Genomic DNA, 24,827 nt, shown 5'->3' with positions numbered 1-24,827 from the left:
AACGCCCGTGTCCCCACTCTCCTTTTCCACACCGGCCCGGCTGACGTCCGTGGCCACCGCGAAACTGCCCAGGCTGATCCTGCTGGGCTTGTTGCTGGCCTACATCGTGGCCGGCCTGTTCATGCGCGACCCCTGGAAAACGGACGATGCGGTCGGACTGGCGACCATGATCACGGCAATCCGCGAAGGCGGCATCACGTGGCTGCTGCCTCAGGTCGGGCTGCTGGCTCATGCCGAAGAAGGCCCGCTGATCACCTGGGTGGGTGCGATCTGCATCTGGCTGTTCGGCCCGTTCATCGGCGACATCACCGCGGGCCGCCTGCCCAACCTGCTGTGGTTCGGCATTACCACCACCAGCGTGTGGTACGGCACCTATCTGCTGGGCCGCCGCGCCGAGGCCCAGCCCCTGGCGCTGCCCTTCGGTGGCGAACCCGAGCCGCGCGACTACGGCCGCATGCTGGCGGACGCCGCCCTGCTCCTGCTGCTTGCCACGGTCGGCATCCTGCAGCGCACCCACGAAACCACCGTCGTGCCCGCCATCATGGCGTGGCAGGCGCTGGCCTTCTATTCGCTGGCGCGCAGCGTGGATCGTCCGTTCACGGGCTGCACCACCCTGGGTATCGCCCTGGCCGCCAGCTTCCTGACGCGCGGCTGGGTGGGCGCCATCCCGATCATGGTCGGCTCGCTGCTGGCCTTCTACCCGCGCACCCAGCTGTGGCGCTGCCGGCGCTGGCTGCCCTGGGCGGCCCTGGTAACCCTGGCCCTGATCCTGGCCTGGTGGATCCCCGCCACCCACGGCAGCGAATACTGGATCCGCAACTGGAAGATCTGGAACCTGTCGTCCTTCGCGGTGCCGTCCTGGCACGACCTGGGCCGCACGCTGCGCGACCTCCCCTGGTACCTCTGGCCGACCTGGCCGCTGGCCCTGCTGGCCATCTGGCGCTGGCGCTCCTGGATCTATGCGCCCCATATCTGGCTGCCGCTGACCCTGCTGGCATGCGCCGCGCTGGTGCTGTTCGGCCTGGAGGAAGCCACGGATTCCGAGTACGTGCTGCTGGCCACGCCCTGCGCCGTGCTGGCCGCGTTTTCGCTGCCCACGCTGCGCCGCGGCGTGGTCAACACGCTGGACTGGTTTGCGGTCATGTGCTTTTCCCTGACCGCGGCCACCGTCTGGCTCGGCTGGGTCGCCCTGCATTTCCACTGGCCCGCGCAGATTTCGCGCAACATCGCCCGCCAGACCACGGGCTACGAGCCGGCGATCTCCTGGACCGCCTTTGCACTGGCCGTGGTGTTTACGCTGGCGTGGATCGCGCTGGTCGTGTGGCGGCTGCGCGTGAAGCCGCAAGCGCTGTGGCGCGGCACCGTGCTGTCGGCCGGCGGGCTGACCGTAACCTGGATCCTGCTGGTGCTGCTATGGCAGCCGGCGGTCGACTACGCCCGCAGCTACCGCACCGTATCGGGCCAGTTGGCGCAGGCGCTGGAGCAGAACATCCGCCCCGGCGAATGCGTGCGCGGCCTGAGCCTGGGCAGCGGCCAGCGCGCCTCGTTCCTGATCTTCAATAACCTGACGTTCACGTTCGACGCCAAGTGCACGCTGATCCTGCAGCAAACCAGCAACCAGAGCCTGCGCGACAACACCGCCGCCTATAGCGAAGGCGCCGAGGTGCTGTGGCAGGGCGGCCGGCGGGCGGACCGGCAGGAAGTGTTCCGTCTGCTGCGCATCGGTTCCAACCGATGACGCCGGCCCCCGCTGCGCCGATCACCTTCGGCGCCACCCTGCGAGGCATCGCCAAGCAGGCCTGGCCGGTGCTGATCAGCCAATGGGCCGGCATCTCTTTCGGCGTGCTGGACACCGCCATGACGGGCCATTCCAGCGCCAATGACCTGGCCGCCATGGCCTTGTCCGCGTCCATCTACATCACCATCTTCGTCGGGCTCATGGGAGTGGTGCATGCCCTGATCCCCATCCTGGCCCAGCACTTCGGCGCGGGCCAGAACCTCGAAGTCGGCCGCAGTTGGGGCCAGGGCGTCTGGCTGGCGCTCGGGCTGTCCGTCGTGGGCGCCGTCCTGATGCTGTTCCCGGACGTGTGGCTGTCCCTGTCGGGCAACGTCGACCCGGGCGTGCGCGAACGCATCGGCTCCTATCTGCAAGCCCTGGTGCTGGCCCTGCCCGCCGCGCTGGTGTTCCGCACCATCTATGCGCTGGGCACCTCGGTATCGCGCCCCAAGCTCGTCATGGCGATCAACCTGACGGCCATCGGCTTCAAGGCCTTCTTCAACTGGCTGCTCATCTACGGCGAACTGGGCCTGCCGGCCATGGGCGCCACCGGCGCCGGGCTCGCGACCGCGATCGTCTCGTGGATCAGCCTGGGGCTGGGATTGTGGGTCATCACGCACGACCGCTACTACCGGCGCTTCAACCTGCGGGTCGGCAAGCCCGACTGGAAGACGCTCAAGGAACTGCTGCGCCTGGGCATCCCGATGGGCGGCTCCTACCTGGTGGAAGTCTCGGCCTTCACCTTCATGGCCTTGCTGGTGGCCCGCGAAGGCACGTTCGTGACCGGCGGCCACCAGATCATGTCGAACCTGGCCGCCCTGTGCTACATGATGCCCATGGCGCTGGGCGTGGCCACCGCCGCCCTGACCGCCCAGGCCATCGGCGCCGGCAATCTCGACCACGCGCATCGCACCGGCATGGCCGGACTGACGCTCGGCATCCTGGGCGCCTTGCTGACGGCGGCGGTGCTGCTGGTCGGCCGCCCGCTCATCCTGGCGGCCTATACCAACGACGCGGGCGTGGCCGCCGTGGCAACCACGCTGCTGGCGGTGCTGCCCCTGTTCCACCTGTTCGATTCGATGCAATGCATCAATTCGTACCTGCTGCGCGCCTACAAGGTGGCCATGGTGCCCCTGTTGCTACAGGTGGTCGCTCTCGCGGGCGTGGGCCTGGTCGGCGGCTGGTGGTTCGGCTTCGGCCCCGGCCAGGGCGGCCTGGACGGCCTGCGCGCGATACTAGTGCCCGGCTCGCCCCAGGGCGCCGGCAGCATGTGGCTGATGGCGATGGTCGGCCTGGCGCTGTCCGCCGCCCTGCTGCACTTCTGGTATCGGCGCATCGTGCGCGGGACGATACGGTAGCAGATGGAGAAAAGCAGCCTGGGGGGCTGCTTTTTTATGGGGGATGGGACGCGTTGAATCTGGTGTCAGACACCCGGGGGCACTGGTTTCAGCTTGAAAGAGCATCTCGTAAGGATGTCAGACACTTGCACCGTACGAGCATCTCGTAAGGATGGATGTCAGACACCTGCACCGTACGAGCATCTCGTAGGGGTGTCAGGCACTTGCACCCCAGACACCTGCAACCTGCCCCTCCGCCCGCTGGCCGGAGGGGCTTGCCATCACTTGGGCCGCTTGTCGATCACGCGGCGGGCCTTGCCCGTCAGCGTGCGCTCGACATGGCCCGCGTCCGACACCTGGATGCGCGCGCTGACGCCGATGTGCGTCTTGACGGCGTGCTGCAGCTGCTTGCCCAGGTTCGCGCGCTCGGCGTCCGACAGACCCGAGAACTCGGCCCGCAGCTCGGTCAGGATCTCGAGTTCGTCCATGTTGCCCGTGCGCGACAACACCAACTGGTAGTGCGGCGCCAGTTGGGCGATCTTCAGGACCAGCTCTTCCACCTGCGTCGGGAACATGTTCACGCCGCGCACGATCAGCATGTCGTCGCTGCGGCCGGTGATCTTGCCGATGCGGCGCATGCTGCGCGCCGTCGGCGGCAGCAGGCGCGTCAGGTCGCGAGTGCGGTAGCGGATGATGGGCATCGCTTCCTTGGTCAGCGACGTGAACACCAGCTCGCCCGGCTCGCCGTCGGCCACGGGTTCGCCCGTATCCGGATTAATGATCTCGGCGTAGAAGTGGTCTTCCCAGACCACCGGGCCATCCTTGGTCTCGACGCATTCGCTCGCCACCCCGGGCCCCATCACTTCGGACAGGCCGTAGATGTCCACGGCGTCGATGCCGGCCTCGGTCTCGATGTCGGCACGCATCTGGCCGGTCCAGGGCTCGGCGCCGAAGATCCCGATGCGCAGCGAACTTTGACGCGGATCAATCCCCTGGCGGCGCTGTTCCTCCAGAATATTGCAGAAATAGGAGGGCGTGACCATGATGATGTCCGGACGGAAATCGCTGATCAGCTGCACCTGCTTTTCCGTCTGCCCGCCCGACATCGGGATGACCGTGCAACCCAGGCGCTCCGCACCGTAATGCGCGCCCAGGCCGCCCGTGAACAGGCCGTAGCCGTACGCGACGTGGATCGTGTCGCCAGGTTTGCCGCCCGCGGCCCGGATCGAACGCGCAACGAGGTTGGCCCAGTTGTCCAGGTCGCCCTTGGTGTAGCCCACCACCGTCGGCTTGCCGGTCGTGCCGCTGGACGCATGAATGCGCGAAACGCGCTCACGCGGCACGGCAAACATGCCGAAGGGATAGTTCTCGCGCAGTTCCTTCTTCGTCGTGAAGGGGAACTTCGAAATGTCGGACAGCTGCTTCAGGTCGTCGGGGTGCACGCCGGCCTCGTCGAACGCCTTCTTGTAATGCGGGACGTTCTCGTAGGCGTGCTTGAGCGACCACTTCAGCCGCTCCAGCTGCAGGGCGCGCAGCTCATCCTCGCTGGCATGCTCGATGGGGTCCAGCCCCGGCTTGCTCATGGTGTTGGACATGGTTATCTCTCTCCTGAAATTCTCTCTACGCCAAACCCGGCCGCGCGCGCGCTGGCGAATCCGCGCGCGTACGGCCGGGCCGGCGGCCTTGTCTTTGGTTGGATGGTTGGCTCAAGCGTCCGTGGGAACTCCGACGATCTGACCCTTGATGCGATACGAGCGGCCGCGGAACAACGCCACGTTGCGCCCGTCCTGGTTGGTGACCGTAACGTCGTAGACACCGGTGCGTCCGGCGAGCGAGCGCTCCTGGGCCACCGCGGTCAGCAGGTCGCCCTCGAACCCCGGGGCCAGGTAATCAATGGTGCAGCCCGAAGCCACGGTGCTGACGTTGCGCGAATTGCAGGAAAACGCGAAGGCGCTGTCGGCCAGGGCGAAGATGAAGCCGCCGTGGCAGGTCTTGTGCCCGTTCAGCATGTCGGGGCGCACGCGCATCGTCAGGCGCGCATAGCCCGGCGCCATTTCCTCGATCTTCATGTCCAGGCCCTGCGTCGCGGCGTCGCCCGCGTACATCACGGTGCCGACGGCCTGCGCCAGCTCGTGGGGATCGGTCGGCACATCGATGGCGGGAACGTGTGCGTTCATCATTGCCCCTTGAACTGCGGTTCGCGTTTGCCCAGGAAGGCGTCCACGCCTTCCGCGTAATCCGCGCTGCGGCCCAGTTCGCGCATCATGTCGCGTTCCAGGTCCAGTTGCGTGGACAGATCGTTGCCCAGGCTGGCCTGGATGGCCTGCTTGGTGAACGCCAGCCCCTTGGTGGGAGCCTTGGAAAAATGCTGGGCCAGACGGTCCAGCGTAGCATCGAACGCCTCGTCCGGCACGCACTGCCAGATCAGTCCCCAATCCTGCGCCTGCTGGGCGCTGAGCTTGTCGCCCAGCATCGCCAGGCCCATGGCGCGGGCGCGGCCGACCAGGCGCGGCAACGCGAACGTGCCGCCGGTGTCGGGGATGAGCCCCAGCCGGCAGAACGATTGAATGAAGCTGGCCGATGCCTTGGCAATGACAATATCGCCGGCGAAAGCCAGGTTGGCGCCCGCCCCGGCCGCCACGCCGTTCACACCCACCACGACGGGCATGGGCAAGGCGTTCAGGCGGCGCACCAGCGGCGCGTAGAACTTGTCGACGGTCTCGCCCAGGTCGGGCGGCGTGCCGTCGGCGGCAGGCTTGCGCTCGCTCAGGTCCTGGCCGGCGCAGAAGCCGCGGCCCGCGCCGGTCAGCACCAGCACGCGCGCGCCTTCCGTTTCAATGCGGGTCAAGGCGTCGGCCACCTCGCCATGCATATTGGCTGTGAAGCTGTTCAGTTTGTCGGGGCGGTTCAGCGTCAGGCGCGCGATGCCGCCGGACAGGTCGAATTGAATGTCTTGGTAGGTCATGTCAGTTATCCATAGCGGGCAAGCCACTCACGTCAAAAATCATGAGTCCCCCCCTAGCCGGGCCGCGCGGAGCCGGCTCTGCCGGTCCGCTGCGGCGCCCCCTCGAGGGGGGCCCGCCTAAGGGGGAAGCGCGTAGCGCTTCGGGGGTGGGCTCAATTCGGGGGGTGGGCTCAAATATGACGGCGGGTTTGCACCACGCGGAAGCGGTTCGAGACGAATGCCGAATCGGACAGCGCGGCGTTGGCCGCTGGGTTGGCGCCGGTGCCGTGGAAATCGCTGAAGGCGGCCGTCTGGTTGACGAACACCGCGCCCGTCAGGTTGAGCGACAAAGACACGCCCGAGACCTCGGCGGCGTCCTGCACCTGCTCGGCGACGGCGTCGTCCGTGGTGTAGGCGGACAGGGACAGCGCGCCGTGCTGGATGACGCTGTCGCGCGCCAGCTGGATGCTATGGGCGGTGGAGTCCGTGGCCACGACGAAGGCGATCGGGCCGAACCATTCCTGGCTGATGGCGGCGTTGCCGGCCTCGGTGCGCAGCAGCAGCGGCGTGCGGATGCGGGCGTTTTCGAACTGCGGGTGCGCCAGCGTCTTGCTGTCGGCCACCACGGGCAGGCCCAGCGCGCGCGCCTTCTCGATGCGGGCGACGACGCCTTCGTTCTGGATGGCGCCGGTCAGTTCGACGGCACGGGCGGCATCGGCGCTGACCTTTTCCAGCGCCGTGCCCAGCGCGGCCGCGACGTCGTCGAAGCTCACGCGGCCTTCCGGCGTCTGGATGCCGTCGCGCGGCACGTAGATATTCTGAGGCGCCGTGCACATCTGGCCCGAATACAGGGCCAGCGAGAACGCCAGATTGCGCGCCACGCCCTTCAGGTCGGCCGCCGAATCGATGATGACCTGGTTCACGCCCGCTTTCTCGGTATAGACCAGCGCCTGGCGGGCGTTGTTCTCGAGCCAGTCGCCGTTGGCCGAGCTGCCGGTGAAGTCGATGATCTTGACGGCCGGGTCCAGCGCCAGCTTCTGCGCGGTATCGTCGCCGGCGGCGTGCGCGGCGAGCGTCACCACATCGGGATCGAAGCCCGCTTCCTGCAACACTTCGCGGGCCACCTTCACGGTGAGGGCCAGGGGCAGGATCGCGCCGGGGTGCGGCTTGACGATGACGGTGTTGCCGGTCGCCAGGCTGGCGAAGAGGCCCGGATAGCCGTTCCAGGTCGGAAAGGTGGAGCAGCCGATCACCAGCGCGACGCCGCGCGGCACCACGGTGAACTGCTTCTCCATGCGGATCGGGTCGTTCTTGCCCTGCGGTTTTTCCCAGACGGCCACGCCGGGGATGCGCGACATTTCCTGCCAGGCGTAGGTGACGGCTTCGAAGCCGCGGTCTTGTGCGTGCGGGCCGCCGGCCTGGAAGGCCATCATGAAGCCCTGGCCGGTGGTGTGCTGGACCGCGTAGGCGATTTCGAAGCTGCGCTTGTTCAGCCGGGCCAGGATCTCGAGCGACACGCCCACCCAGGCGCGCGGGCCGGCGCGGCGCCAGCCCTCGAGCGCCCGCTTGGACGCCGCGACCAGCTTGTCGGCCGGCACGTGGGGATAGGTGATGCCGAGTTCGAAACCATAGGGCGACTGCTCGCCGCCCACGGTGCCGTCCGCATCCGGCAGGCTCAGCGGAAAGGGCTTGCCGCGCAAGGCTTCGAACGCGGCGCGCCCGTCGTCATTGGCGGTCTCGCCATAATTGCGGGGGCTGGGCGATTCGGCGTAGGGACTCCAGTAGCCGCGCAGGGCGGCGGCGGCCATGGCTTGTTCCAGTAGGGGCTGGTGGCGTTCGAAGAATTCTTGGGACACTGCGTCTCTCCAAATGATTAGGTTTTTTTCTGCCTGGCGCGGGCCGGGTCAGGTTTCCTGGTCGAAGTCGATGACCAGGCGGTCGCTGACCGGGAAGCTCTGGCAGCTCAGGATGAAGCCGCGCGCCACTTCGTAGTCTTCCAGGGCGAAGTTGGCGTCCATGTCCACTTCACCCTCGATCACCTTGCAGCGGCAGGTGGAACACACTCCGCCCTTGCACGAATACGGCAGCTCGATCCCTTGCGCCAGCGCCGAATCCAGCACGCTGTCTTTATTCTTGTCGATCACGAACATACGGCTGTGGCCGTCCTGCACCACGGTGACCTCGCACTGCCCCTTGCCGGGCGCCTGGCGGGCGTCCTGGCCGGTGCGCAGCGCGCGCGGCCCCTTCGGCGCGCCGAAGAGCTCGAACTTGATGTTCGCCTTCGGGATGCCGCGGGCCTGCAGGTGCTCGACCACGCTTTCGGTCATGGTCTGCGGACCACAGACAAAAGCGTAATCGATATCCTCGGGGCTCATCCAGGCCGACATCAGCTGGTCGACCTTGTCGCCGTCCAGACGGCCGTTGAAGAGTTCGATGTCCTGGGTCTCGCGGCTCATGATGTAGACCAGCGAAAAACGCTCCATGTAGAGGTTCTTCAGGTCTTCGATCTCTTCGCGGAACAGCACCGCCGACGACGCGCGGTTGCCGAAGAACAGCGTGAACTTGCTGCGCGGCTCGGTGGACAGCGCGGTCTTGACCAGCGAGAACACCGGCGTGATGCCGCTGCCTACGGCGAACGCCACATAGTGGCGTTCGTTCGCGGGAGAAAAGTCGACGGTGAAATTGCCCGCCGGCGCCATGACTTCCAGCGTCTGGCCCGGTTGCAGCTCGTGATTGGCCCAGCTGGAGAACTGGCCCTCGTCCACCTTCTTGATCGCCACGCGCAACAGCTTGTCGTGCGGCGCGGAACAGATGGAATAAGAGCGGCGCAGCTCCTCGCCGTTGAGCCGGGTGCGCAGCGTCAGGTACTGGCCCGGCTGGAAGGCGAACGCTTGCGCCAGCGCCTCGGGCAGGTCGAAGGTCACGACGACGGCATCACGCGTATTGCGCGCCACCGACGCCACCGTCAAGGAATGAAATTGGTTCTGGCTCATTTCGAAACCGCTCTCAGTGAGTCTTGAAATAATCGAAGGGCTCGCGGCAGGACACGCAGCGATACAGCGCCTTGCACGATGTGGATCCGAAATTGCTGACAAGGCGCGTATCGCGCGACCCGCAGCGCGGGCAGGCGATGGCGGGGCCGGCCGCGCGGCGGCTGATGCCGGAGATGTCGACGGCGCGCTCGGCGGGCGCGGCAATGCCGTAGCCCTTGAGCGCCTCGCGCCCCTTCTCGCTCATCCAGTCGGTCGTCCAGGCCGGCGCCAGCCGGGTCTGCACGCGCACATCGGCAACGCCGTGGCGGGCCAGCGTCTGCTGGATGTCCTGGGTGATCTCGCGCATGGCCGGGCAACCGGAATACGTGGGCGTGATGACGACGACACAGGCGCCGTCCTCCCAGGACACATCCCGCACCACGCCCAGATCCACCACGGACAGCACGGGGATCTCCGGATCGGGGACCTCCTGCAGCCAGGCGTACACCTGGTCGGCGGACACGGGCGCCAGCGCGTTCACCACGTGGCTCCCGGATAGGCGCGCGGCAGGAACTGCATTTCGGCCAGAACGTAGCCCAGTTCCTCGGTGTGCCTGCCCTGGCGGCCGCCGCGGTACGCCAGATGGTTGGCGGCGGCCTCGTCCGGCACCGCCAGCGTGGCTTCTTCCAGCACTTCCCGCACGTGCGCCAGCCAGGGCTGGCGCAGGGCGGACAGCTCACAGCCGATGCCGCGGGCGGCGATGTCCTGGTCGACTGCGTCGTCGGCGAACAATTCACCCGTGAAGCGCCAGGCGTCGTCGATGGCCGACTGCATCTTGGCGTGGCTTTCCGTCGTGCCGTCGCCCAGGCGCACCACCATATCCGATGAACGGCGCACGTGGTAGGTCACTTCCTTGATGGCCTTGGCCGCGATGGCGGCGACGCGCTCGTCGGACGACTGTTCCAGGCGCTGCAGCAGGAAGTAGTGCCAGACGTCGAACAGGAACTGGCGCGCCATGGTGTCGGCGTAGTTGCCGTTGGGACGTTCCACCAGCAGCACGTTGTGGAACTGGTGCGTGTCGCGCAGGTAGGCCAGCGCATCTTCGTCCCGGTCCGCACCCTCGACTTCGCCGGCCAGCGTCAGCCACATGCGGGCCTGGCCCAGCAGATCCAGCGCGGTGTTGGTCAGCGCCAGGTCTTCTTCCAGGATGGGGCCATGCCCGGTCCAGGCACCCAGCCGCTGCGACAGGATGAGCGAGGAATCGCCCAGACGCAGCAGGTATTCAAACAGAGTCTTGTCCATGTCTCCCCCGCCGCCTTACATGTGCTTGATTTCTTCGGGCATCGGAAAGAACGTGGGATGCCGGTAAACCTTGCTGTTGGCCGGTTCGAACAGCGGATCCTTGTCGCCCGGGCTGCTGGCCGAGATGTCGGAGGCGCGCACCACCCAGATGCTCAGGCCTTCGTTGCGGCGCGTGTAGACGTCGCGGGCGTGGTTGATCGCCATTTCGGCGTCGGGGGCATGCAGGCTGCCGACGTGCTTGTGCGCCAGGCCGTGCTGGCTGCGGATGAATACTTCCCACAGGGGCCAGTCTTTGCTCATGATGGATGTCCTTGAATGCCGGGCGCGCGCGGCGCGCCCTGATCTGCAATGGTTAGAAGAGTGAGTCTGGATGCTCGCCTACCGGAGCCGTAGCGCGGCCGCGCGGAGCCGGCTTTGCCGGTCCGCAGCGGCGCCCCTTGAGGGGGGCCCGCCTAAGGGGGAAGCGCGCAGCGCTTCGGGGGTGGGCTTCATCCTTTCAGGCGGCTTTGCGCTCGGCCTGCTTGTCGGCATGCGCGACCAGCGCGTCGCGTACCCAGGCGCCGTCTTCGTGGGCCTTGACGCGCGCCGCCAGGCGCTCGCGGTTGCACGGGCCGTTGCCCTTGAGCACCGCGTAGAACTCGCTCCAATCGATCTCGCCGAAATCGTAGTGGCCGCGCTCGGCGTTCCACTTCAGGTCGGGGTCGGGAACGGTCAGGCCCAGGAACTCGGCTTGCGGCACGGTCTGGTCGACCATCTTCTGGCGCAGCTCGTCGTTGGAGAAGAGCTTGATCTTCCAGGCCATGGATTGGGCGCTGTTGGGGGAATCGGCGTCGGACGGGCCGAACATCATCAGCGCAGGCCACCACCAGCGGTTGAGGGAATCCTGCACCATCGCCTTCTGTTCGGGCGTGCCGTGCAGGCACATCTGCATCAGCAGGTCGTAGCCCTGGCGCTGGTGGAAGGATTCCTCCTTACAGACACGCACCATGGCGCGCGCATACGGACCGTAGGAGCAGCGGCACAGGGGAATCTGGTTGATGATGGCCGAGCCGTCGACCAGCCAGCCGATCATGCCGATGTCGGCCCAGCTGAGCGTGGGGTAATTGAAGATGCTGGAGTACTTGGCGCGGCCGGCGTGGAGGTCGTCGATCAGATCGTCGCGCGACACGCCCAGGGTTTCCGCGGCGCTGTACAGGTAGAGCCCGTGGCCGGCCTCGTCCTGGACCTTGGCCAGCAGGATGGCCTTGCGCTTGAGCGAAGGCGCGCGGGTGATCCAGTTGCCTTCGGGCAGCATGCCCACGATTTCGGAGTGCGCGTGCTGGGAAATCTGGCGCACGAGGGTCTTGCGGTAGGCCTCCGGCATCCAGTCCTTGGCCTCGATGCGGATGCCATCGTCGATGCGGCGCTGAAACGCCTGTTCCTGGCCTTCGAGCTGGTCCGCGGTCTTGACCTGCTTGACGCCGGTTTCGACGAGTTGTGCGTACATGTCTGTCTCCTTGAGACGGTTTGCGAAAACGCAAAGCAAACGTTCCGCAGTGCCGTCATGTCATAGGCGGATTATTTAATACAAAAAATTCATTGTCAAACTCAAATCTGTATCACATTAGATTTATGTATCATATTGCCGAACCCGATATCGGCCGCCCGCGGCCCCATCTAATGGCAAACCCTCAGTCCTCCCTGGACCGCTTCCTGTCCCGCCTGATCAAGAACGATCCGCCGCGCGCGAAATCGCTCTGCGTCAGCCTGCTGGGAGACGCCCTGGCCCCCCACGGCGGCGCTATCTGGCTGGGCGATCTGATCGAACTGCTGGCGCCGCTGGGCATCAACGAACGCCTGCTGCGTACCAGCGTGTTCCGGCTGGTCGCCCAGAACTGGCTGCAATCCGAACGCCAAGGGCGCCGCAGCCTCTACCAGATCTCCGACCAGGGCTTGCGCCACACCGCGCACGCCTCCCAGCGCATCTACGAGGGCGCGCCGCAGGAATGGAACGGGGAATGGACGCTGGTTGCGCTGCCGCGCACCGGAAACGGCCTGGCCGAGCGCGCGGAACTGCGCCGGGAACTGGTCTGGGAAGGGTTCGGCATGATCGCGCCCGGGCTCTTCGCCCATCCTCATACCGAGGCGCGCGCGGCGCACGACATCCTGGAAAAGCTGGGCATCCCGGACCGGGCGCTGGTGCTGTCGGCCCGCGACCTGGCCGGCGCCGGCGGGCTGCCGATAGCCAGCCTGGCCTCGCAGTGCTGGAACCTGGAAGACGTGGCCGAACAGTACCGGCAGTTCACGAAGAACTTCGGCCCGCTGGAAAAGCTGCTGGAAGCCCCGCCCTCACCGCCCGACGCGTTCATCGTCCGGGTCATGCTGCTGCACAGCTGGCGCCGGATCGTTCTGCACGATCCGCAGTTGCCCGGCCCGATGCTGCCCGACAACTGGCCCGGCCATGCGGCCCGCGATATCTGCGGCCGCATCTACTGGCGGGTGTTCGATGCCTCGGAAGCACACCTGAACGCCCTGGCCGGCCGCGACAATGAACGGTATGCGCCGCTGGCGGCCGACATCGCGTCGCGCTTCGGCGGCCGGCCAGCCTGAAACACGGGGCCCTGGCGGCCCCGCTTTTGGATCGCGCTCAGCCGTCGCCCTCTGCGGCCGGCATCGCAACGCCTAGCGTCTCCAGATGCCATTCGCCGATGGCGCCGTCCCCGGCGCCCGGCTGGGCCAGTCCGCGTGCCCGGGCAATGAAAGACAGGGTCCAGCATGCGCGGATCGGCCGGCCCAGCGGCTTGCCCGTCTCCGCGTCGACGCCGCTGGGCACATCCAGCGCCAGCACCGGCACGTTCCAGCCATTGACCATATCCACCAGCGCCTGCCAATCCGCGCCCAGCGGACGATTCAGCCCGATGCCGAACAGGCCGTCGATGACCACGCCGGGCACGAATCCCGGCTCGAGCACAGACAGCGTGGCGCCGCCCGCCGCGGTCCAGCCAGCATGCGCCCGGGCGGCGTCAGCGGGCAGCCCCTGCGCGCCCGCTGGCAACAGCACCCGCACATCGTGGCCCATCGCGCGTAGCAGGGTCGCCGCTTCCAGGGCGTCGCCGCCGTTGTTGCCGGGCCCGGCCAGCGCCAGCACTACCGTCCCCGGCGCGACCCTCGCCGCCACGAAACGCGCCGCGGCCGCCCCTGCCAAGGGCATCAGCCGCCTGCCGCCCGCCAGCGCCTGGCGTTCGGCATCGCGGATCTGGGCAACGGAATAACAGGCTTGCATGGCGGATACCTACGGGCCGGCCTGGCCGGTGGATGCACGCGCAGTGACGCGTGAAATTCACGCAATGCGTGGAAATTTACCCACAAACCACGACCAGCGATGTGCCAGTCGCAGCGAATTTGCGGGGCGCCCGGGCGTTTCGGGCTGGCACGCATTTTGCGTTATAGCCAAGGCCGGTACGAGCGAGACCGGACGACCCAACCGAAGAGACTATACCAATGCGTTCCATGAGCATCATCTGCCCGAACGGGCACTTAGGATTCGCCCCGCTGCGCACCGACAGCTTTCAGCGCGGGGTTGCCGCCGGCCCGGATTGCATCGCCGCCGACTCGGGCAGCGACGACGTGGGCCCGGTGCCGCTGGGGTCCGACACGTCCACCAGCCCGCAGGCGTGGCAGCGCCACGACCTGGAGCAGATGCTCCTGGCCGCGCGCAAGCTGGGCGTGCCCATGATCGTGGGATCGGCCGGCGATACCGGCGCGAACAGCCGCGTCGACCTGTACGTGCGGCTGATCAAGGAGATCGCGGCCGAACATGGGCTGGCGCCGTTCAAGATCGGCTACTTCTATTCCGAGGTAGACAAGGAGCGCGTGCGCCGCGCGCTGCGCGACGGCGCCCAGGTCGCCGGGCTGGACGGTTACGCCGATTTGACGGAAGCCGAGCTCGACGCCACGGACCGCATCGTGGCAGTGGCCGGCGTGCATCCCTATATCGAACTGCTGGAGGCCGGCGCGGACGTGGTCATCGGCGGCCGCAGTTCGGACGCCGCGGTGTTCGCCGCCCCCGCGCTGCACCGGGGCTTCGACGCCGACAAGGCCTATTACCTGGGCAAGGTGCTGGAATGCGCGTCATTCTGCGCCGAGCCCTACGGCGGCAAGGAAACCGTGATGGGCGAGATCTCGGCGGAAGACGTGCGCGTCACCGCCATGCACCCCGACCAGCGCTGCACCATCGCGTCGGTGGCCGGCCATGCCATGTACGAACGGTCCAACCCCTATGAGGAATACTTCGCGGGCGGCAAGCTGGACATGACCCATTGCCACTACGAGCAGCTGACCGACAAGACCACCCGCATCACAGGATCGCGCTTCCTGCCCGCCGACCAGGTGCGCGTGAAGCTGGAAGGCGCCGGCAAAGTCGGCGAACGCTACCTGGGGCTCTGCGGCATCCGAGATCCCTACACCATAGAAAACGTGGACCGCGTCATCGCCTGGGCGCGCGACAAGGTGCGCGAACGCTTCGGCGACTCGGGCTATGCGCTGCACTACAAGGTCTACGGGCGCGATGGCGTCATGGGCGACCTGGAACCGCTGCGCGACCAGCCCGGCCATGAGCTGTGCGTCATGGTCCAGGGCGTGGCGCCGACCGCCGAAATGGCCGAGGAACTGACGCTGACGGGCCTGCGGCAGATGTTCTACGCCCGCCTGCCCGACGTGAAGGGCACGGCCGGCTCGGTGTCGTTCCCGCTGGACGAGGTGGTGCGCACGAGCGCCGCCTACCGCTGGACCCTGAACCACACCTTGCCGGTGGCCGACGCCCGCGAACTCTTCCCGACCCACCTCACCGAGGCTGGCGCCTGAGCCGGCATGACCATGAACACCCAGAAACTCAGCTCCCTGGCCAAGACCATCCGCAGCAAGAACGCGGGCGTGAACAAGATCACCTTCGACATCATCTTCCGGGATCCGTCGGTCTACGAGGCGGTCAAGCGCTCCGGCGCACTGACGCGCGCCAGCGTCGCGGCGCTCTACCGCATCGACGACGGCCGGATCTCCGACTTCGTGCATTACGATCCCGGCCTGGCCATCAAGTTCACGATCTACCGGCTGGCGCCCAGCGGCTCGGCGGGCGACGGCGATATCTTCGGCGCGCAGCAGTATGCGCCGCTGCTGGACGTCGCTGTCCCCATGCCGGACTGAACGCCGCGGGCGCCGCGTCCGGCGCCCGCTCCAACCTCCGCTCTCCTAGAGAATCGATCATGAAAGCGCTAATGCAAACAACGTTGTTCCTGGCGGCATCCCTGCTGGCCGGCGCGGCCGCGGCCCAGACGGATGTGCCCAAGCAGGTCAAGATCGTGGTGCCGTTCACCGCCGGCGCCAGCAATGACGCGATCGCCCGCGCGATCGCGCCGCAGCTTGCGGCCCGCTTCGGCAACACGGTGATCGTGGAAAACCGCGGCGGCGCGGCCGGCGCTATCGGTTCCGAGTACGTGGCCCGCTCGGCCAAGGACGGCTCGGTGCTGCTCTTGACCTCGTCGACCTTCCTTACCACCGCCGCCACCCAGCCTCACCTGCCCTACGACTCGCTCAAGCAGTTCGCGCCGGTGGCGATGATAGGACAGGGACCGCTGGTCATCGCCGCCTCGGCGCAGACGCCCTACACCTCGTTGAAGCAGTTGCTGGAAGCAGCGCGCAGCAAGCCGGGCGCCTTGAACTACGGCAGCGCCGGCGTCGGTTCGCTGGCGCATCTGGCCACCGTCATGCTGGACGACGCGGCCGGCACGGAGATGACCCATGTGCCATACAAGGGCGCGGCCAACGCCGCTTCGGACCTGGCCGGCGGGCTGATCCATGTCATGCTGTCCAACTACAGCACGCTGGCCCCCGTGGTGCAGGGCAAGAAGGTCAAGCTGCTGGCCACCACGGCGCAATCGCCCTCCGCGGCGTTCCCCGACCTGCCGCCGGCCGCCCAGGCGCTGCCGGGCTACTCCGTGCAGATCTGGGTGGGCGTGTTCGCGCCAGCGGGCACGCCGCAGCCTTACATCGACAAGCTCAACGCTGCGCTGGTCGAAATCTCGGCTTCGCCCGAAATGAAGGCATTGCTGGACCTGGACGGCACCGTGCCGTCGCGCATGGACAGCGCCGAATTCGGCACGCGCGTGCGCGAGGAACTGGCCCTGTGGCAAGGCATTGCGCGCAAGCACAACATCAGCGCGGAATAGGCCTCAGCCTTCCAGCCCCAACTTGAGCATCTGATGGCGCAGGGCGTGCCGCGTGAGTCCCAGGGACTCGGCGGTGCGCCCCAGGTTGCCGTCCTGGGCCTGCAAGGCCGCTCGGATCAGGCCGCGCTGGAACTGCGCGGACAGTTCGGCGTAGGTGCCGGCGGCGGCAGGCGAGGCCGCGGGCGCAGGCTTGCCCGCTTCGCGCAGGATACGCTGCGGCAGATGCCGCGCCAGCACCGTGCCGCCGTCTTCCAGGATGCAGATGCGCTCCAGCAGATTGCTCAGTTCACGCACATTGCCCGGCCAGGCGTAGGCCTTGAAAATGCGCCGCACCTCGGGATCGATGGCGGTGAAACGGCTGCCGTGGGTGGCGTTGTAGCGTTCCAGGAAACGCTGCGCCAGCACGATGACGTCGTCGCCGCGCTCGCGCAGCGGCGGCAGGTTGATCGACACCACCTGCAGGCGGTAATACAGGTCGTCGCGGAAGCGCCCGGCCTGCACTTCCCCCAACAGGATCTTGTTGGTGGCGGCGATGAAGCGCGCATCGACCGAAACTTCCTGGACTGAACCGATGCGCCGGAAGCGCCGGCTGTCCAGCAAGGTCAGGATCTTGGCCTGCATGACCGGATCCAGCTCGCGGATTTCGTCCAGGAACACGCTGCCGCCGTTGGCGGCTTCGAGCAGGCCGGTCTTGCGCGCCACCGCCCCGGTGAACGCGCCGCGTTCATGGCCGAACAATTCGGACTCGAGCAGGTTGCCCGGGATGGCGGCGCAGTTGATCTCGGTATAGCCCTTGGCCGCGCGCGCCGACTGCGCGTGCAGGTTGCGGGCGACCAGCCCCTTGCCGGTGCCGGTTTCGCCGTAGATGAGGACGATGCTGGCCTTGCTGCGGGCGACCCGGCCGACCAGATCGCGCAGCGCCGCCATCGACGGGTGATCCCCGATGAGCGGCTCGCAGGCGGACGGAGCGGCAGGCATGGGCGGGGGCCGCTTATACCTTCAGGAAGTGTTCGCGGTAATACTTGAGCTCGTCGATCGATTCGTAGATGTCGGCCAGCGCTTCGTGGCGGCTCTTCTTCTCGAATCCCTTGTAGACGGCCGGCGCCCAGCGGCGCGCCAGTTCCTTCAGTGTGCTCACGTCCAGGTTGCGGTAGTGGAAGAACTGCTCCAGGCGCGGCATGTAAGCAAACATGAAACGGCGGTCCTGGCTGATGGTGTTGCCGCAAAGCGGCGACTTGCCCGCCGGCACGTGCTGCGCCAGAAACGCCAGCAGCGTATCCTCAGCCTGCGCTTCGGAAATCGTGGACGCCTTGACCTTGTCGATCAGGCCGCTCTTGCCGTGCGTGGACTTGTTCCAGCTGTCCATGGCGTCGAGCAGGCTGTCGGGCTGGTGCACCACCAGCACGGGGCCCTCGGCGACGACGGTCAGGTCGGGTTCCGTCACCACCACGGCGACTTCGATGATGCGTTCTTTCTCAGGATCCAGGCCGGTCATTTCCATGTCCAGCCAAACCAGGCGGTTTTCGTTCACAGCCATATAATTTGCCTATAAAACGTTCGATTTTCGCACATACCCACACTTGAGCACGCCGCATCGCCCATGTTCACATTGCTGTTCGTTGCCTTCCTGCTGACCGATATCGCCGTGCGCCTGTGGCTGGCTACGCGCCAGATCCGCCATGTCGCGCGCAACCGCGACCAGGTGCCGTCCGAATTCTCTCACCGTATCGGGCTGGCGAGCCACCAGCGCGCGGCCGACTACACCGTGGCGCGGGTCAAGCTGGGCATGCTGGAACGCACCTACGACGCCATCCTGCTGGTGTGCCTGACCCTGATGGGCGGGCTGCAGTTCATCGACCTGATGGTAGGCCAGCTTACCAGCAACGACTTTCTGCGGCAGATGCTGCTGCTGGTCACAGTGGCGCTGCTGCTGGGCCTCCTGGGCCTGCCCTTCACCCTGTGGCGGCAATTCAAGCTGGAGGCGCGCTTCGGCTTCAACCGCATGACGCCGGGGCTGTTCGTCGCCGACGCCCTGAAGGGCCTGGCGGTGGCCGCCGTGCTGGGCCTGCCTCTGGCCGCCGCGGTGCTCTGGCTGATGGGCAGCGCCGGCGCCTACTGGTGGATCTGGGCCTGGGCGCTATGGACGGCATTCAACCTGGCGCTGCTGATCGTCTACCCGATGTTCATCGCCCCGCTCTTCAACAAGTTCACTCCCCTGTCCGACCCGGAACTGGCCGGCCGCATCCAGCGCCTGGCGCAGCGCTGCGACTTTGCGCTGAACGGGCTGTTCGTGATGGACGGCTCGCGCCGCTCTGCCCACGGCAACGCCTATTTCACGGGCTTCGGGCGTTCACGCCGCATCGTGTTCTTCGACACCCTGCTCGCGCGCCTGAACGGCGACGAAATCGAAGCGGTGCTGGCGCATGAGCTTGGCCATTTCGCCAAGCGCCACATCGTCAAGCGCATCGTGTTCAGCTTCGCCGCCGCGCTGGCCTTCTTCGCCATCCTGGGCTGGGTTTCCCAGCAGCCCTGGTTCTACGTGGGGCTGGGCGTGCTGCCGCAGCTGGGCGGACGCAACGACGCGATGGCGCTGCTGCTGTTCTTCCTGGTCATCCCCGTATTCACCTTCATGCTCACGCCCCTGGCCAGTTGGTACTCGCGCCGCGACGAATTCGAAGCAGACCGCTACGCGGCTGAACAGAGCTCGGCGGAACGTCTGGTTTCCGCACTGGTCAAACTCTACGACGACAACGCCGCCACCCTGACTCCCGACCCCGTGCATTCCGCCTTCTACGACAGCCATCCCCCCGCCGCCGTGCGCATCCGCCACCTGATGGCGTCCGCCGCATGAGCGGCCCGGGCCGCCCCAAGGGCGCAAACCAGAACGGGCAGCTTGCCAGCGCGCCCGCCGCCGGGCCGAACGAGGGCCGCATCATCGCCGCCCACGGCCGCCACTACACCGTAGAACTCGCCGACGGCACGCTACGCAAATGCTTTCCGCGCGGCAAGAAGGCCGGGGCCGCCGTAGGCGATCGTGTGCGCATCACGCCGCAAGGCAAGGACGAAGGCGCCATCGACGCCATCCTGCCCCGGCGCAACCTGCTCTACCGTTCCGACGAAATGCGCTCCAAGCAGTTCGCGTCCAACGTTGACCAGTTGCTGATCGTCGTCGCCGTACAGCCCACCTTCTCGGACGACCTGACCGGCCGCGCCCTGGCAGGCGCATGGAGCGCCGGTATCGCGCCGCTCATCATCCTGAACAAGACCGACCTCGCGGACGAACTGCCTGCGGCGCGCGCGCGGCTGGCGCCGATCGTGGCGTTAGGCGTGGACGTGATCGAACTCAGCGCGCTGGAACCCGAAAAGGTGCACGGCCTTCTTGCACCGCGCCTGGCCGGGCATACGAGCCTGCTGCTGGGGCAAAGCGGCATGGGCAAGTCGACGCTGCTCAACGCGCTGGTGCCGGACGCCGCCGCCCCCACCCGCGAACACTCCACCGCCCTGGACATGGGCAAACACACCACGACCAGCACCCGGCTTTATCACCTGCCCGCCCCGGGCGGCGACCTGATCGATTCGCCGGGCTTCCAGGCCTTCGGCCTGCAACACCTGACCCGCGAAGACATCATCCGCGGTTTCCCGGAATTCACCCACCCTATCGAGCAATGCCGTTTCTATAACTGCACCCATCGGCACGAACCGGGTTGCGGCGTGGTCGCCGCCTTGCAGGCGGGCGCCATCGATCCGGCGCGCTACGCCTTGTACGAACGCATCCTGGAAGAAAACCTGGCGGGGCAGCAGCGGTATTGATGTGGGCTGCCGACGTGGCAGGTAGGTTGGGAGTAGCGCTGGTGTCAGACACTTGGGTCTGATTTGGTGTCAGACACTTGGTAGGTACCTACATGCAATCCGCCGATCAGCGTGGCTCGAAGCCGTGGCGCAACAGGTGGTACAGGTTGCGCAGCATGCCGGCGGTGGCGCCCCAGATGAAATGTTTCCCGTAGGGCATGCCGTAATACTGGCGCACCCGCCCGTCTTCCAGCCGTGCTTCGTACAGGCGGTGGTTGGCGGGGTCCATCAGGAACGACAGCGGCACCTCGAACACCTCGGCCACCTCGAACGCATCGGGTGCGAGATCGAAGCCGGGACGCACGAGCGACACCACCGGAATGATCGAAAAGCCCGTGGCCGTCAGGTACGGCGGCATGCTGCCCAGCACTTCCACATAGCTGGACGGCAGGCCGGTTTCTTCCTGCGCTTCGCGCAAGGCAGCGGCTTCCGGCGTGGAGTCGCTGAGTTCGATGCGTCCGCCCGGAAAGCTGATCTGGCCCGCGTGGTCGTGCAGGTGGGCGGCGCGCTGCGTCAACATGATGGAAACGCCGTTGTCTCGCGTTACCAGCGGAATCAGCACCGCGGCCGGAACGGGCGCGCCTTCGCGGCCCGGATAGCGCAGGTCGGTATCGCGCGACAATTCCAGCGTCCAGGTGGATGGCTGGCTAAGCGTGCCCCGCAGCGACTCGGGAGTCAGCAGGCGGGTGGGGACTGCCGGCAGCGAATCATTGGCCAGCACCCACGGTTGCGTCGCGGGATCGAAGCCGGGACGCGCCAGCGGCCGTCGGGGCCGCGGGGAAGACGAGGAATCAGACATACGGCTTTTTGAAAAGAAAAAGGCACCCTCGCAGGTGCCTTTTTAACCCGGAAACCCGTGCCGGACGAAAACGCGGAAAGGCGTAAGCGTCCGACACTGGTAGGGCCGTGTGCCGATAAGCGATCAAGCCGCCGAGGCTTGCTTGCTGACCAGCTTTTCCTTGATGCGAGCCGACTTGCCCGAGCGGTTGCGCAGGTAGTACAGCTTGGCGCGGCGCACGTCGCCGCGGCGCTTAACTTCGATGCCGGCGATTTGCGGCGAGTACAGCTGGAACGTACGTTCCACGGCTTCACCCGACGAAATCTTGCGCACGGTGAACGCGGAGTTCAGGCCGCGGTTGCGCTTGGCGATGACAACGCCTTCGAAAGCCTGCACGCGCTTGCGGGTGCCTTCAACGACGTTCACGCTCACGATGACGGTGTCACCAGGAGCAAATTCAGGCTTGGCCACACCGCCGGTCAGACGGGCGATTTCTTCCTGTTCCAGGATAGCGATAAGGTTCATTAGAACTCCTAGATCATCATGTCGTTGCGGGCTGAAACTTTTGCCGTTCGATGTTGTTCGCGGAAAGCGCCGGATAAGCGATGAAGCTGCTATCCGTTGCCTGCCCCGCGTGTGCATGGCCGCCCGGCGCTAGGCTGGACCCCGATGCATGTGCCGCAAGCAGAGGATGAGATTTGGCAAACCAATGATTCTACACCAAAAATTGTTCAGAGCCTCAGGTAACATGCACCCGGCCCGCAGCAGTTTGCGGTACCCTTCCGGTTTCTGTAACAAACACGTCACACGGCGCGTTTCCCTTCATGTCGTACTCGTCCCTGATTTTGGTCGTCCTGGCGGCGATGGCCCACGCAACGTGGAATCTGCTCGCCAAGCGCGCGGCCATGGTGGGCGCTCCGTTCGTCTTCGCCTACGGGCTGTGCGCCTCGGTGCTGTATGCGCCGTGGGTGGTCTGGGTGCTGATGCATGACGGCATGACCTGGACCTGGCCTGTCGTCGGCGCCATCCTGACCTCGAGCCTGTTGCATTTGGGCTACAGCCTGTGCCTGCAGCGCGGCTACCAGGTAGCGGATCTTTCGGTGGTCTATCCCATTGCCCGCGGCACCGGCCCGCTGCTCTCCACCACCGGCGCCTTCCTGCTACTGCACGAACCCGCCACCGGCACCGGTATCGCGGGCATGCTGTGCGTCGTGATCGGCGTGCTGCTCATCGCCACCCAGGGGCGGCTCGCCATCTTCAAGCAGGCGCAAGCCTGGATCGGCGTGCGCTGGGGCATGGTGATCGGCCTTTTCATTGCTGCCTACACCGTGGTGGATGCCTACGGCGTGAAGGTGCTGCTGATCAGCCCGGTACTGTTCGACTGGTTCACCTGCGTAACCCGCACCGCCATGATGACGCCTCACATGCTGCACCGCCGGGCCCAGGCCTGGGAATCCATGCGCGGGCATTGGCATTTGGCGCTGGCCGTCGGCCTGCTGTCGCCGCTGGGCTACATCCTGGTGCTGTACGCCTTGCGCAACGGCGCGCCGCTGAGCCTGGTCGCGCCTGCGCGCGAAATGTCCATGATGCTGGGTACCCTGGCGGGCATGTTCCTGCTGCGCGAAAAAGTGGGGCCGGGCCGCCTGGCCGGGTGCCTGTCCATTCTGGTGGGCGTGGTTCTGCTGGGATCCGCCTGAATTCCCTGTAAAGGGGCCGTTCAGAAACCGGCGGCGGCACCCAGCCACATCAAGCCGGGAATGATGGCGCCCCAGGCCAGCACCATCGCCACGTCGATCAGCATCGCCTTGCGGGTAACCCGTGCGGTGACGGGCTCGACCGTGGCGCTGCCCAGGCTGCAATCGCGCACGGCGGGCGCGGCCGGCAGGCTGGGCGCGGCAGGCGCCGCCGGGGCGACGGGACGGATCGCGGGCGCCTGCATGGCCCCCGGAACCGCTCCCCCCGTCAGCGCGCCCGCTTCGGCCGGCGCCGGCGGAAACGGCCAACGGGCCGGCGTGGAGCCGGGACGGGTGCGCTGGCGCGGTTCCGCGCCGGCCGTGGACGGGTTCCAGGGCAAGGCCAGCCCCGCCAGCTTGGCACAAACGGCGCGGGCTCGGTGCGCCCCACGGCGCAGCGGGTTCAGCGAGACGGCAAGCTCGTCCGACAGGACGGAAATATCAGCGGTGTTCATAGGAACTCCTTGGAAAAACGATCCAGCGCCAGGACACGGTGCCCAGGCGCCCCTCCGCGGCGACAGCCGGCGGTCAATCGAACAAAGACAACTGGCCTGCGGCCGCGGCGCGCAGTTGGCGCGCACCGCCGGCTGCGGGCGATGCGCCATGAAAAGGGACCCCTGAAGACGCTTGCGCGCCAGCCGGGGATAGGAAATCGGAAGGCTCCCCCGCCGCGGCGCCGGGAACGGCGGCCGGACGCAGGAAGCGGGTGCAGTCCAGGGCCAGGCGATGCCGGTTCAGCCCCAGCTTGCGCGTGGCCACGGCGAAACGCTGGCGCAGCAGATCGGCCCAAATGCCGGTTCCGCGCATGCGCGAACCGAAGTTGGAATCGTTGCGCCGCCCGTTGCGCAGGTCTTCGACGCGATGCAACACACGTTGAGCGCGATCGGGGAAATGCACATTGAGCCAGTCCTCGAACAGGGTTTTGACCTCCCACGGCAGGCGCAGAACGGTGTAGCTGGCGTAATGCGCGCCAGCCGCCTTGGACGCCTGGAGGATGTGCTCCATGGATTCGTCGTTGATGAACGGGATGATGGGCGCCACCAGCACGCCCACCGGCACGCCGGCGTCGGTCAGGCTGCGCACGGCCTCCAGGCGGCGCCACGGCGCGGCAGCGCGGGGCTCCAGCGTGCGGGCCATGCCGGCGTCCAGCGTGGTGATGCTCATGTACACCACCACCAGCTTTTGCTCGGCCAGCGCCGCCAGCAGGTCCAGGTCGCGGGCGACCAGCCCGTTTTTCGTCACGATGGTGACCGGATGCCGGGTTTCCAGCATGAGTTCGAGCAGGCCCCGGGTCAGGCGCCATTCGCGCTCGATAGGCTGGTAAGGATCCGTGGCCGACCCGATATTGATCGGCGACGGCTTGTATCCGGGGCGGCTGAGCTCGGCCCGCAGGGCCTGGACGGCATTGGCCTTGGCGACCAGCCGGGTTTCGAAGTCCAGCCCGGGGGAATAGCCCAGGTAGGAATGCGTGGGCCGGGCGTAGCAATACACGCAGCCGTGCTCGCACCCCCGGTACGGATTGACCGCGGCCTCGAAGGGGATATCAGGAGAATCATTGCGCGACAGCATCTTGCGGGCCTCTTCCGCCGTGACCGTGGTCTTGGGGGCGGGAGGCGCGTGGCGCGTATCGGGCAGGATCGGGATGACCTTGGCCGCGTCGTCGGAAATGTTATCGGGGACGGAATCTACGAAGTCGGCGGGCAATCCGGAGCCGGACCAGCCGTCGTCGACCTGCACACGGTCATCGCGCTGAAAGCGATGCCGAACATTAGTAACCGCACCCCGACCGCGCAAGGCGGCGGGGGCGGCAGCCGGGGACCCAGAACCGGCGGGAAAAGAATGATCGGTGCGTGCCATGAAAACTACTGTACAAAAACACAGTGGTTTTGACAAGCACCAAAAGCCTTTTCGTAAGACAACCCCACTTTACCG

The 24,827-nt window shown here is 66.7% G+C and carries 25 protein-coding genes; 9 read left to right on the top strand and 16 right to left on the bottom strand.

The features are described 5' to 3' along the window. The first annotated feature begins 7 nt into the window (after window positions 1–7). Entirely contained in the window at window positions 8–1,738 is a 1,731-nt protein-coding gene (locus AGI3411_RS17055) for an ArnT family glycosyltransferase (protein WP_129528556.1), read from the top strand. Continuing rightward, on the top strand, window positions 1,735–3,135 hold the full coding sequence (locus tag AGI3411_RS17050) for an MATE family efflux transporter (protein WP_129528555.1): 1,401 nt from the start codon (window positions 1,735–1,737) through the stop codon (window positions 3,133–3,135). Before AGI3411_RS17055 ends, AGI3411_RS17050 begins: the two co-directional genes overlap by 4 nt. A gap of 260 nt (window positions 3,136–3,395) precedes the next feature. On the opposite strand, the gene paaK is transcribed toward AGI3411_RS17050, so the two are convergent. The 9 genes from paaK to paaA form a co-directional block, all read right to left on the bottom strand. Then, entirely contained in the window at window positions 3,396–4,709 is a 1,314-nt protein-coding gene (gene paaK / locus AGI3411_RS17045) for a phenylacetate--CoA ligase PaaK (protein ID WP_129528554.1), read from the bottom strand. Between the two features lie 111 nt (window positions 4,710–4,820). Beyond that, complete coding sequence (gene paaI / locus AGI3411_RS17040; RefSeq protein ID WP_129528553.1) at window positions 4,821–5,291, bottom strand: hydroxyphenylacetyl-CoA thioesterase PaaI; 471 nt, start codon at window positions 5,289–5,291, stop codon at window positions 4,821–4,823. Continuing rightward, on the bottom strand, window positions 5,291–6,079 hold the full coding sequence (gene paaG, locus AGI3411_RS17035; RefSeq protein WP_129528552.1) for a 2-(1,2-epoxy-1,2-dihydrophenyl)acetyl-CoA isomerase PaaG: 789 nt from the start codon (window positions 6,077–6,079) through the stop codon (window positions 5,291–5,293). Before paaG ends, paaI begins: the two co-directional genes overlap by 1 nt. Before the next feature lie 170 nt (window positions 6,080–6,249). Further along, window positions 6,250–7,914, bottom strand: a complete 1,665-nt coding sequence (paaN, locus tag AGI3411_RS17030) for a phenylacetic acid degradation protein PaaN (RefSeq protein WP_129528551.1) — start codon at window positions 7,912–7,914, stop codon at window positions 6,250–6,252. Window positions 7,915–7,962: 48 nt separating this feature from the next. Continuing rightward, a complete protein-coding gene (gene paaE, locus AGI3411_RS17025; protein ID WP_129528550.1) occupies window positions 7,963–9,051 on the bottom strand; it encodes a 1,2-phenylacetyl-CoA epoxidase subunit PaaE in 1,089 nt (362 codons plus the stop codon). 13 nt (window positions 9,052–9,064) lie between these two features. Continuing rightward, window positions 9,065–9,571 (bottom strand): 1,2-phenylacetyl-CoA epoxidase subunit PaaD, encoded by a 507-nt coding sequence (paaD, locus tag AGI3411_RS17020; protein WP_129528652.1) that lies wholly within the window; start codon window positions 9,569–9,571, stop codon window positions 9,065–9,067. Beyond that, window positions 9,568–10,332 carry a 1,2-phenylacetyl-CoA epoxidase subunit PaaC gene (gene paaC / locus AGI3411_RS17015; RefSeq protein WP_129528549.1) on the bottom strand — a complete coding sequence of 255 codons (765 nt, stop codon included), beginning with the start codon at window positions 10,330–10,332 and terminating at the stop codon, window positions 9,568–9,570. Before paaC ends, paaD begins: the two co-directional genes overlap by 4 nt. Window positions 10,333–10,347: 15 nt before the next feature. Then, complete coding sequence (gene paaB / locus AGI3411_RS17010) at window positions 10,348–10,632, bottom strand: 1,2-phenylacetyl-CoA epoxidase subunit PaaB (protein ID WP_006388300.1); 285 nt, start codon at window positions 10,630–10,632, stop codon at window positions 10,348–10,350. 196 nt (window positions 10,633–10,828) lie between these two features. Next, entirely contained in the window at window positions 10,829–11,818 is a 990-nt protein-coding gene (paaA, locus tag AGI3411_RS17005; protein WP_129528548.1) for a 1,2-phenylacetyl-CoA epoxidase subunit PaaA, read from the bottom strand. A 173-nt stretch (window positions 11,819–11,991) separates the two neighbouring features. On the opposite strand from paaA, the gene paaX reads away from it, so the two are divergent. After that, window positions 11,992–12,921 carry a phenylacetic acid degradation operon negative regulatory protein PaaX gene (gene paaX / locus AGI3411_RS17000; RefSeq protein WP_129528547.1) on the top strand — a complete coding sequence of 310 codons (930 nt, stop codon included), beginning with the start codon at window positions 11,992–11,994 and terminating at the stop codon, window positions 12,919–12,921. Between the two features lie 37 nt (window positions 12,922–12,958). On the opposite strand, the gene AGI3411_RS16995 is transcribed toward paaX, so the two are convergent. After that, a complete protein-coding gene (locus tag AGI3411_RS16995) occupies window positions 12,959–13,594 on the bottom strand; it encodes an NAD(P)H-hydrate epimerase (RefSeq protein WP_129528546.1) in 636 nt (211 codons plus the stop codon). Window positions 13,595–13,812: 218 nt separating this feature from the next. Here AGI3411_RS16995 and AGI3411_RS16990 point away from each other — a divergent pair, with 218 nt between their 5' ends. The 3 genes from AGI3411_RS16990 to AGI3411_RS16980 all read left to right on the top strand — a co-directional run bounded on the left by AGI3411_RS16990 (window position 13,813) and on the right by AGI3411_RS16980 (window position 16,535). After that, window positions 13,813–15,174 (top strand): acyclic terpene utilization AtuA family protein, encoded by a 1,362-nt coding sequence (locus AGI3411_RS16990; protein WP_129528545.1) that lies wholly within the window; start codon window positions 13,813–13,815, stop codon window positions 15,172–15,174. A gap of 12 nt (window positions 15,175–15,186) precedes the next feature. Continuing rightward, window positions 15,187–15,513 (top strand): DUF4387 domain-containing protein, encoded by a 327-nt coding sequence (locus AGI3411_RS16985; RefSeq protein ID WP_129528651.1) that lies wholly within the window; start codon window positions 15,187–15,189, stop codon window positions 15,511–15,513. 71 nt (window positions 15,514–15,584) lie between these two features. Further along, a complete protein-coding gene (locus tag AGI3411_RS16980; protein ID WP_244240375.1) occupies window positions 15,585–16,535 on the top strand; it encodes a tripartite tricarboxylate transporter substrate-binding protein in 951 nt (316 codons plus the stop codon). A 3-nt stretch (window positions 16,536–16,538) separates the two neighbouring features. On the opposite strand, the gene AGI3411_RS16975 is transcribed toward AGI3411_RS16980, so the two are convergent. Together AGI3411_RS16975 and orn are read right to left on the bottom strand one after the other, a co-directional pair. Further along, window positions 16,539–17,513: a sigma-54 interaction domain-containing protein gene (locus tag AGI3411_RS16975; protein WP_129528543.1), complete on the bottom strand. Its 975-nt coding sequence runs from the start codon at window positions 17,511–17,513 to the stop codon at window positions 16,539–16,541. Between the two features lie 13 nt (window positions 17,514–17,526). Then, complete coding sequence (orn, locus tag AGI3411_RS16970) at window positions 17,527–18,072, bottom strand: oligoribonuclease (protein ID WP_042792554.1); 546 nt, start codon at window positions 18,070–18,072, stop codon at window positions 17,527–17,529. A 63-nt stretch (window positions 18,073–18,135) separates the two neighbouring features. Here orn and AGI3411_RS16965 point away from each other — a divergent pair, with 63 nt between their 5' ends. Together AGI3411_RS16965 and rsgA are read left to right on the top strand one after the other, a co-directional pair. Further along, window positions 18,136–19,386: a M48 family metallopeptidase gene (locus tag AGI3411_RS16965; RefSeq protein ID WP_129528542.1), complete on the top strand. Its 1,251-nt coding sequence runs from the start codon at window positions 18,136–18,138 to the stop codon at window positions 19,384–19,386. Next, the gene (gene rsgA / locus AGI3411_RS16960; RefSeq protein ID WP_244240374.1) at window positions 19,383–20,345 is read left to right on the top strand and encodes a ribosome small subunit-dependent GTPase A; all 963 of its coding nucleotides are present in this window, start codon (window positions 19,383–19,385) and stop codon (window positions 20,343–20,345) included. Before AGI3411_RS16965 ends, rsgA begins: the two co-directional genes overlap by 4 nt. 106 nt (window positions 20,346–20,451) lie before the next feature. Here rsgA and AGI3411_RS16955 read toward each other — a convergent pair whose 3' ends face one another. Beyond that, window positions 20,452–21,183 carry a CoA pyrophosphatase gene (locus AGI3411_RS16955; protein ID WP_129528541.1) on the bottom strand — a complete coding sequence of 244 codons (732 nt, stop codon included), beginning with the start codon at window positions 21,181–21,183 and terminating at the stop codon, window positions 20,452–20,454. Window positions 21,184–21,306: 123 nt separating this feature from the next. After that, window positions 21,307–21,687 carry a 50S ribosomal protein L19 gene (gene rplS / locus AGI3411_RS16950; protein WP_043543023.1) on the bottom strand — a complete coding sequence of 127 codons (381 nt, stop codon included), beginning with the start codon at window positions 21,685–21,687 and terminating at the stop codon, window positions 21,307–21,309. Between the two features lie 299 nt (window positions 21,688–21,986). Between rplS and AGI3411_RS16945 the strand changes: the two genes are divergently transcribed. Further along, window positions 21,987–22,859, top strand: coding sequence for a DMT family transporter (locus tag AGI3411_RS16945; protein ID WP_129528540.1), 873 nt, complete (start codon window positions 21,987–21,989; stop codon window positions 22,857–22,859). Window positions 22,860–22,879: 20 nt separating this feature from the next. On the opposite strand, the gene AGI3411_RS16940 is transcribed toward AGI3411_RS16945, so the two are convergent. Together AGI3411_RS16940 and AGI3411_RS16935 are read right to left on the bottom strand one after the other, a co-directional pair. Then, entirely contained in the window at window positions 22,880–23,350 is a 471-nt protein-coding gene (locus tag AGI3411_RS16940) for a hypothetical protein (protein ID WP_129528539.1), read from the bottom strand. 73 nt (window positions 23,351–23,423) lie between these two features. Continuing rightward, a complete protein-coding gene (locus AGI3411_RS16935) occupies window positions 23,424–24,752 on the bottom strand; it encodes a PA0069 family radical SAM protein (RefSeq protein WP_129528538.1) in 1,329 nt (442 codons plus the stop codon). Between the last annotated feature and the right edge of the window lie 75 nt (window positions 24,753–24,827).

The organism is Achromobacter agilis (genome assembly GCF_900496965.1).
In the GTDB taxonomy this organism is placed as follows: Bacteria; Pseudomonadota; Gammaproteobacteria; order Burkholderiales; family Burkholderiaceae_B; genus Achromobacter; species Achromobacter agilis.
The sequence above is the reverse complement of the archived record's forward strand: the minus strand, read 5'-3'. Positions and strand labels throughout refer to the sequence as shown.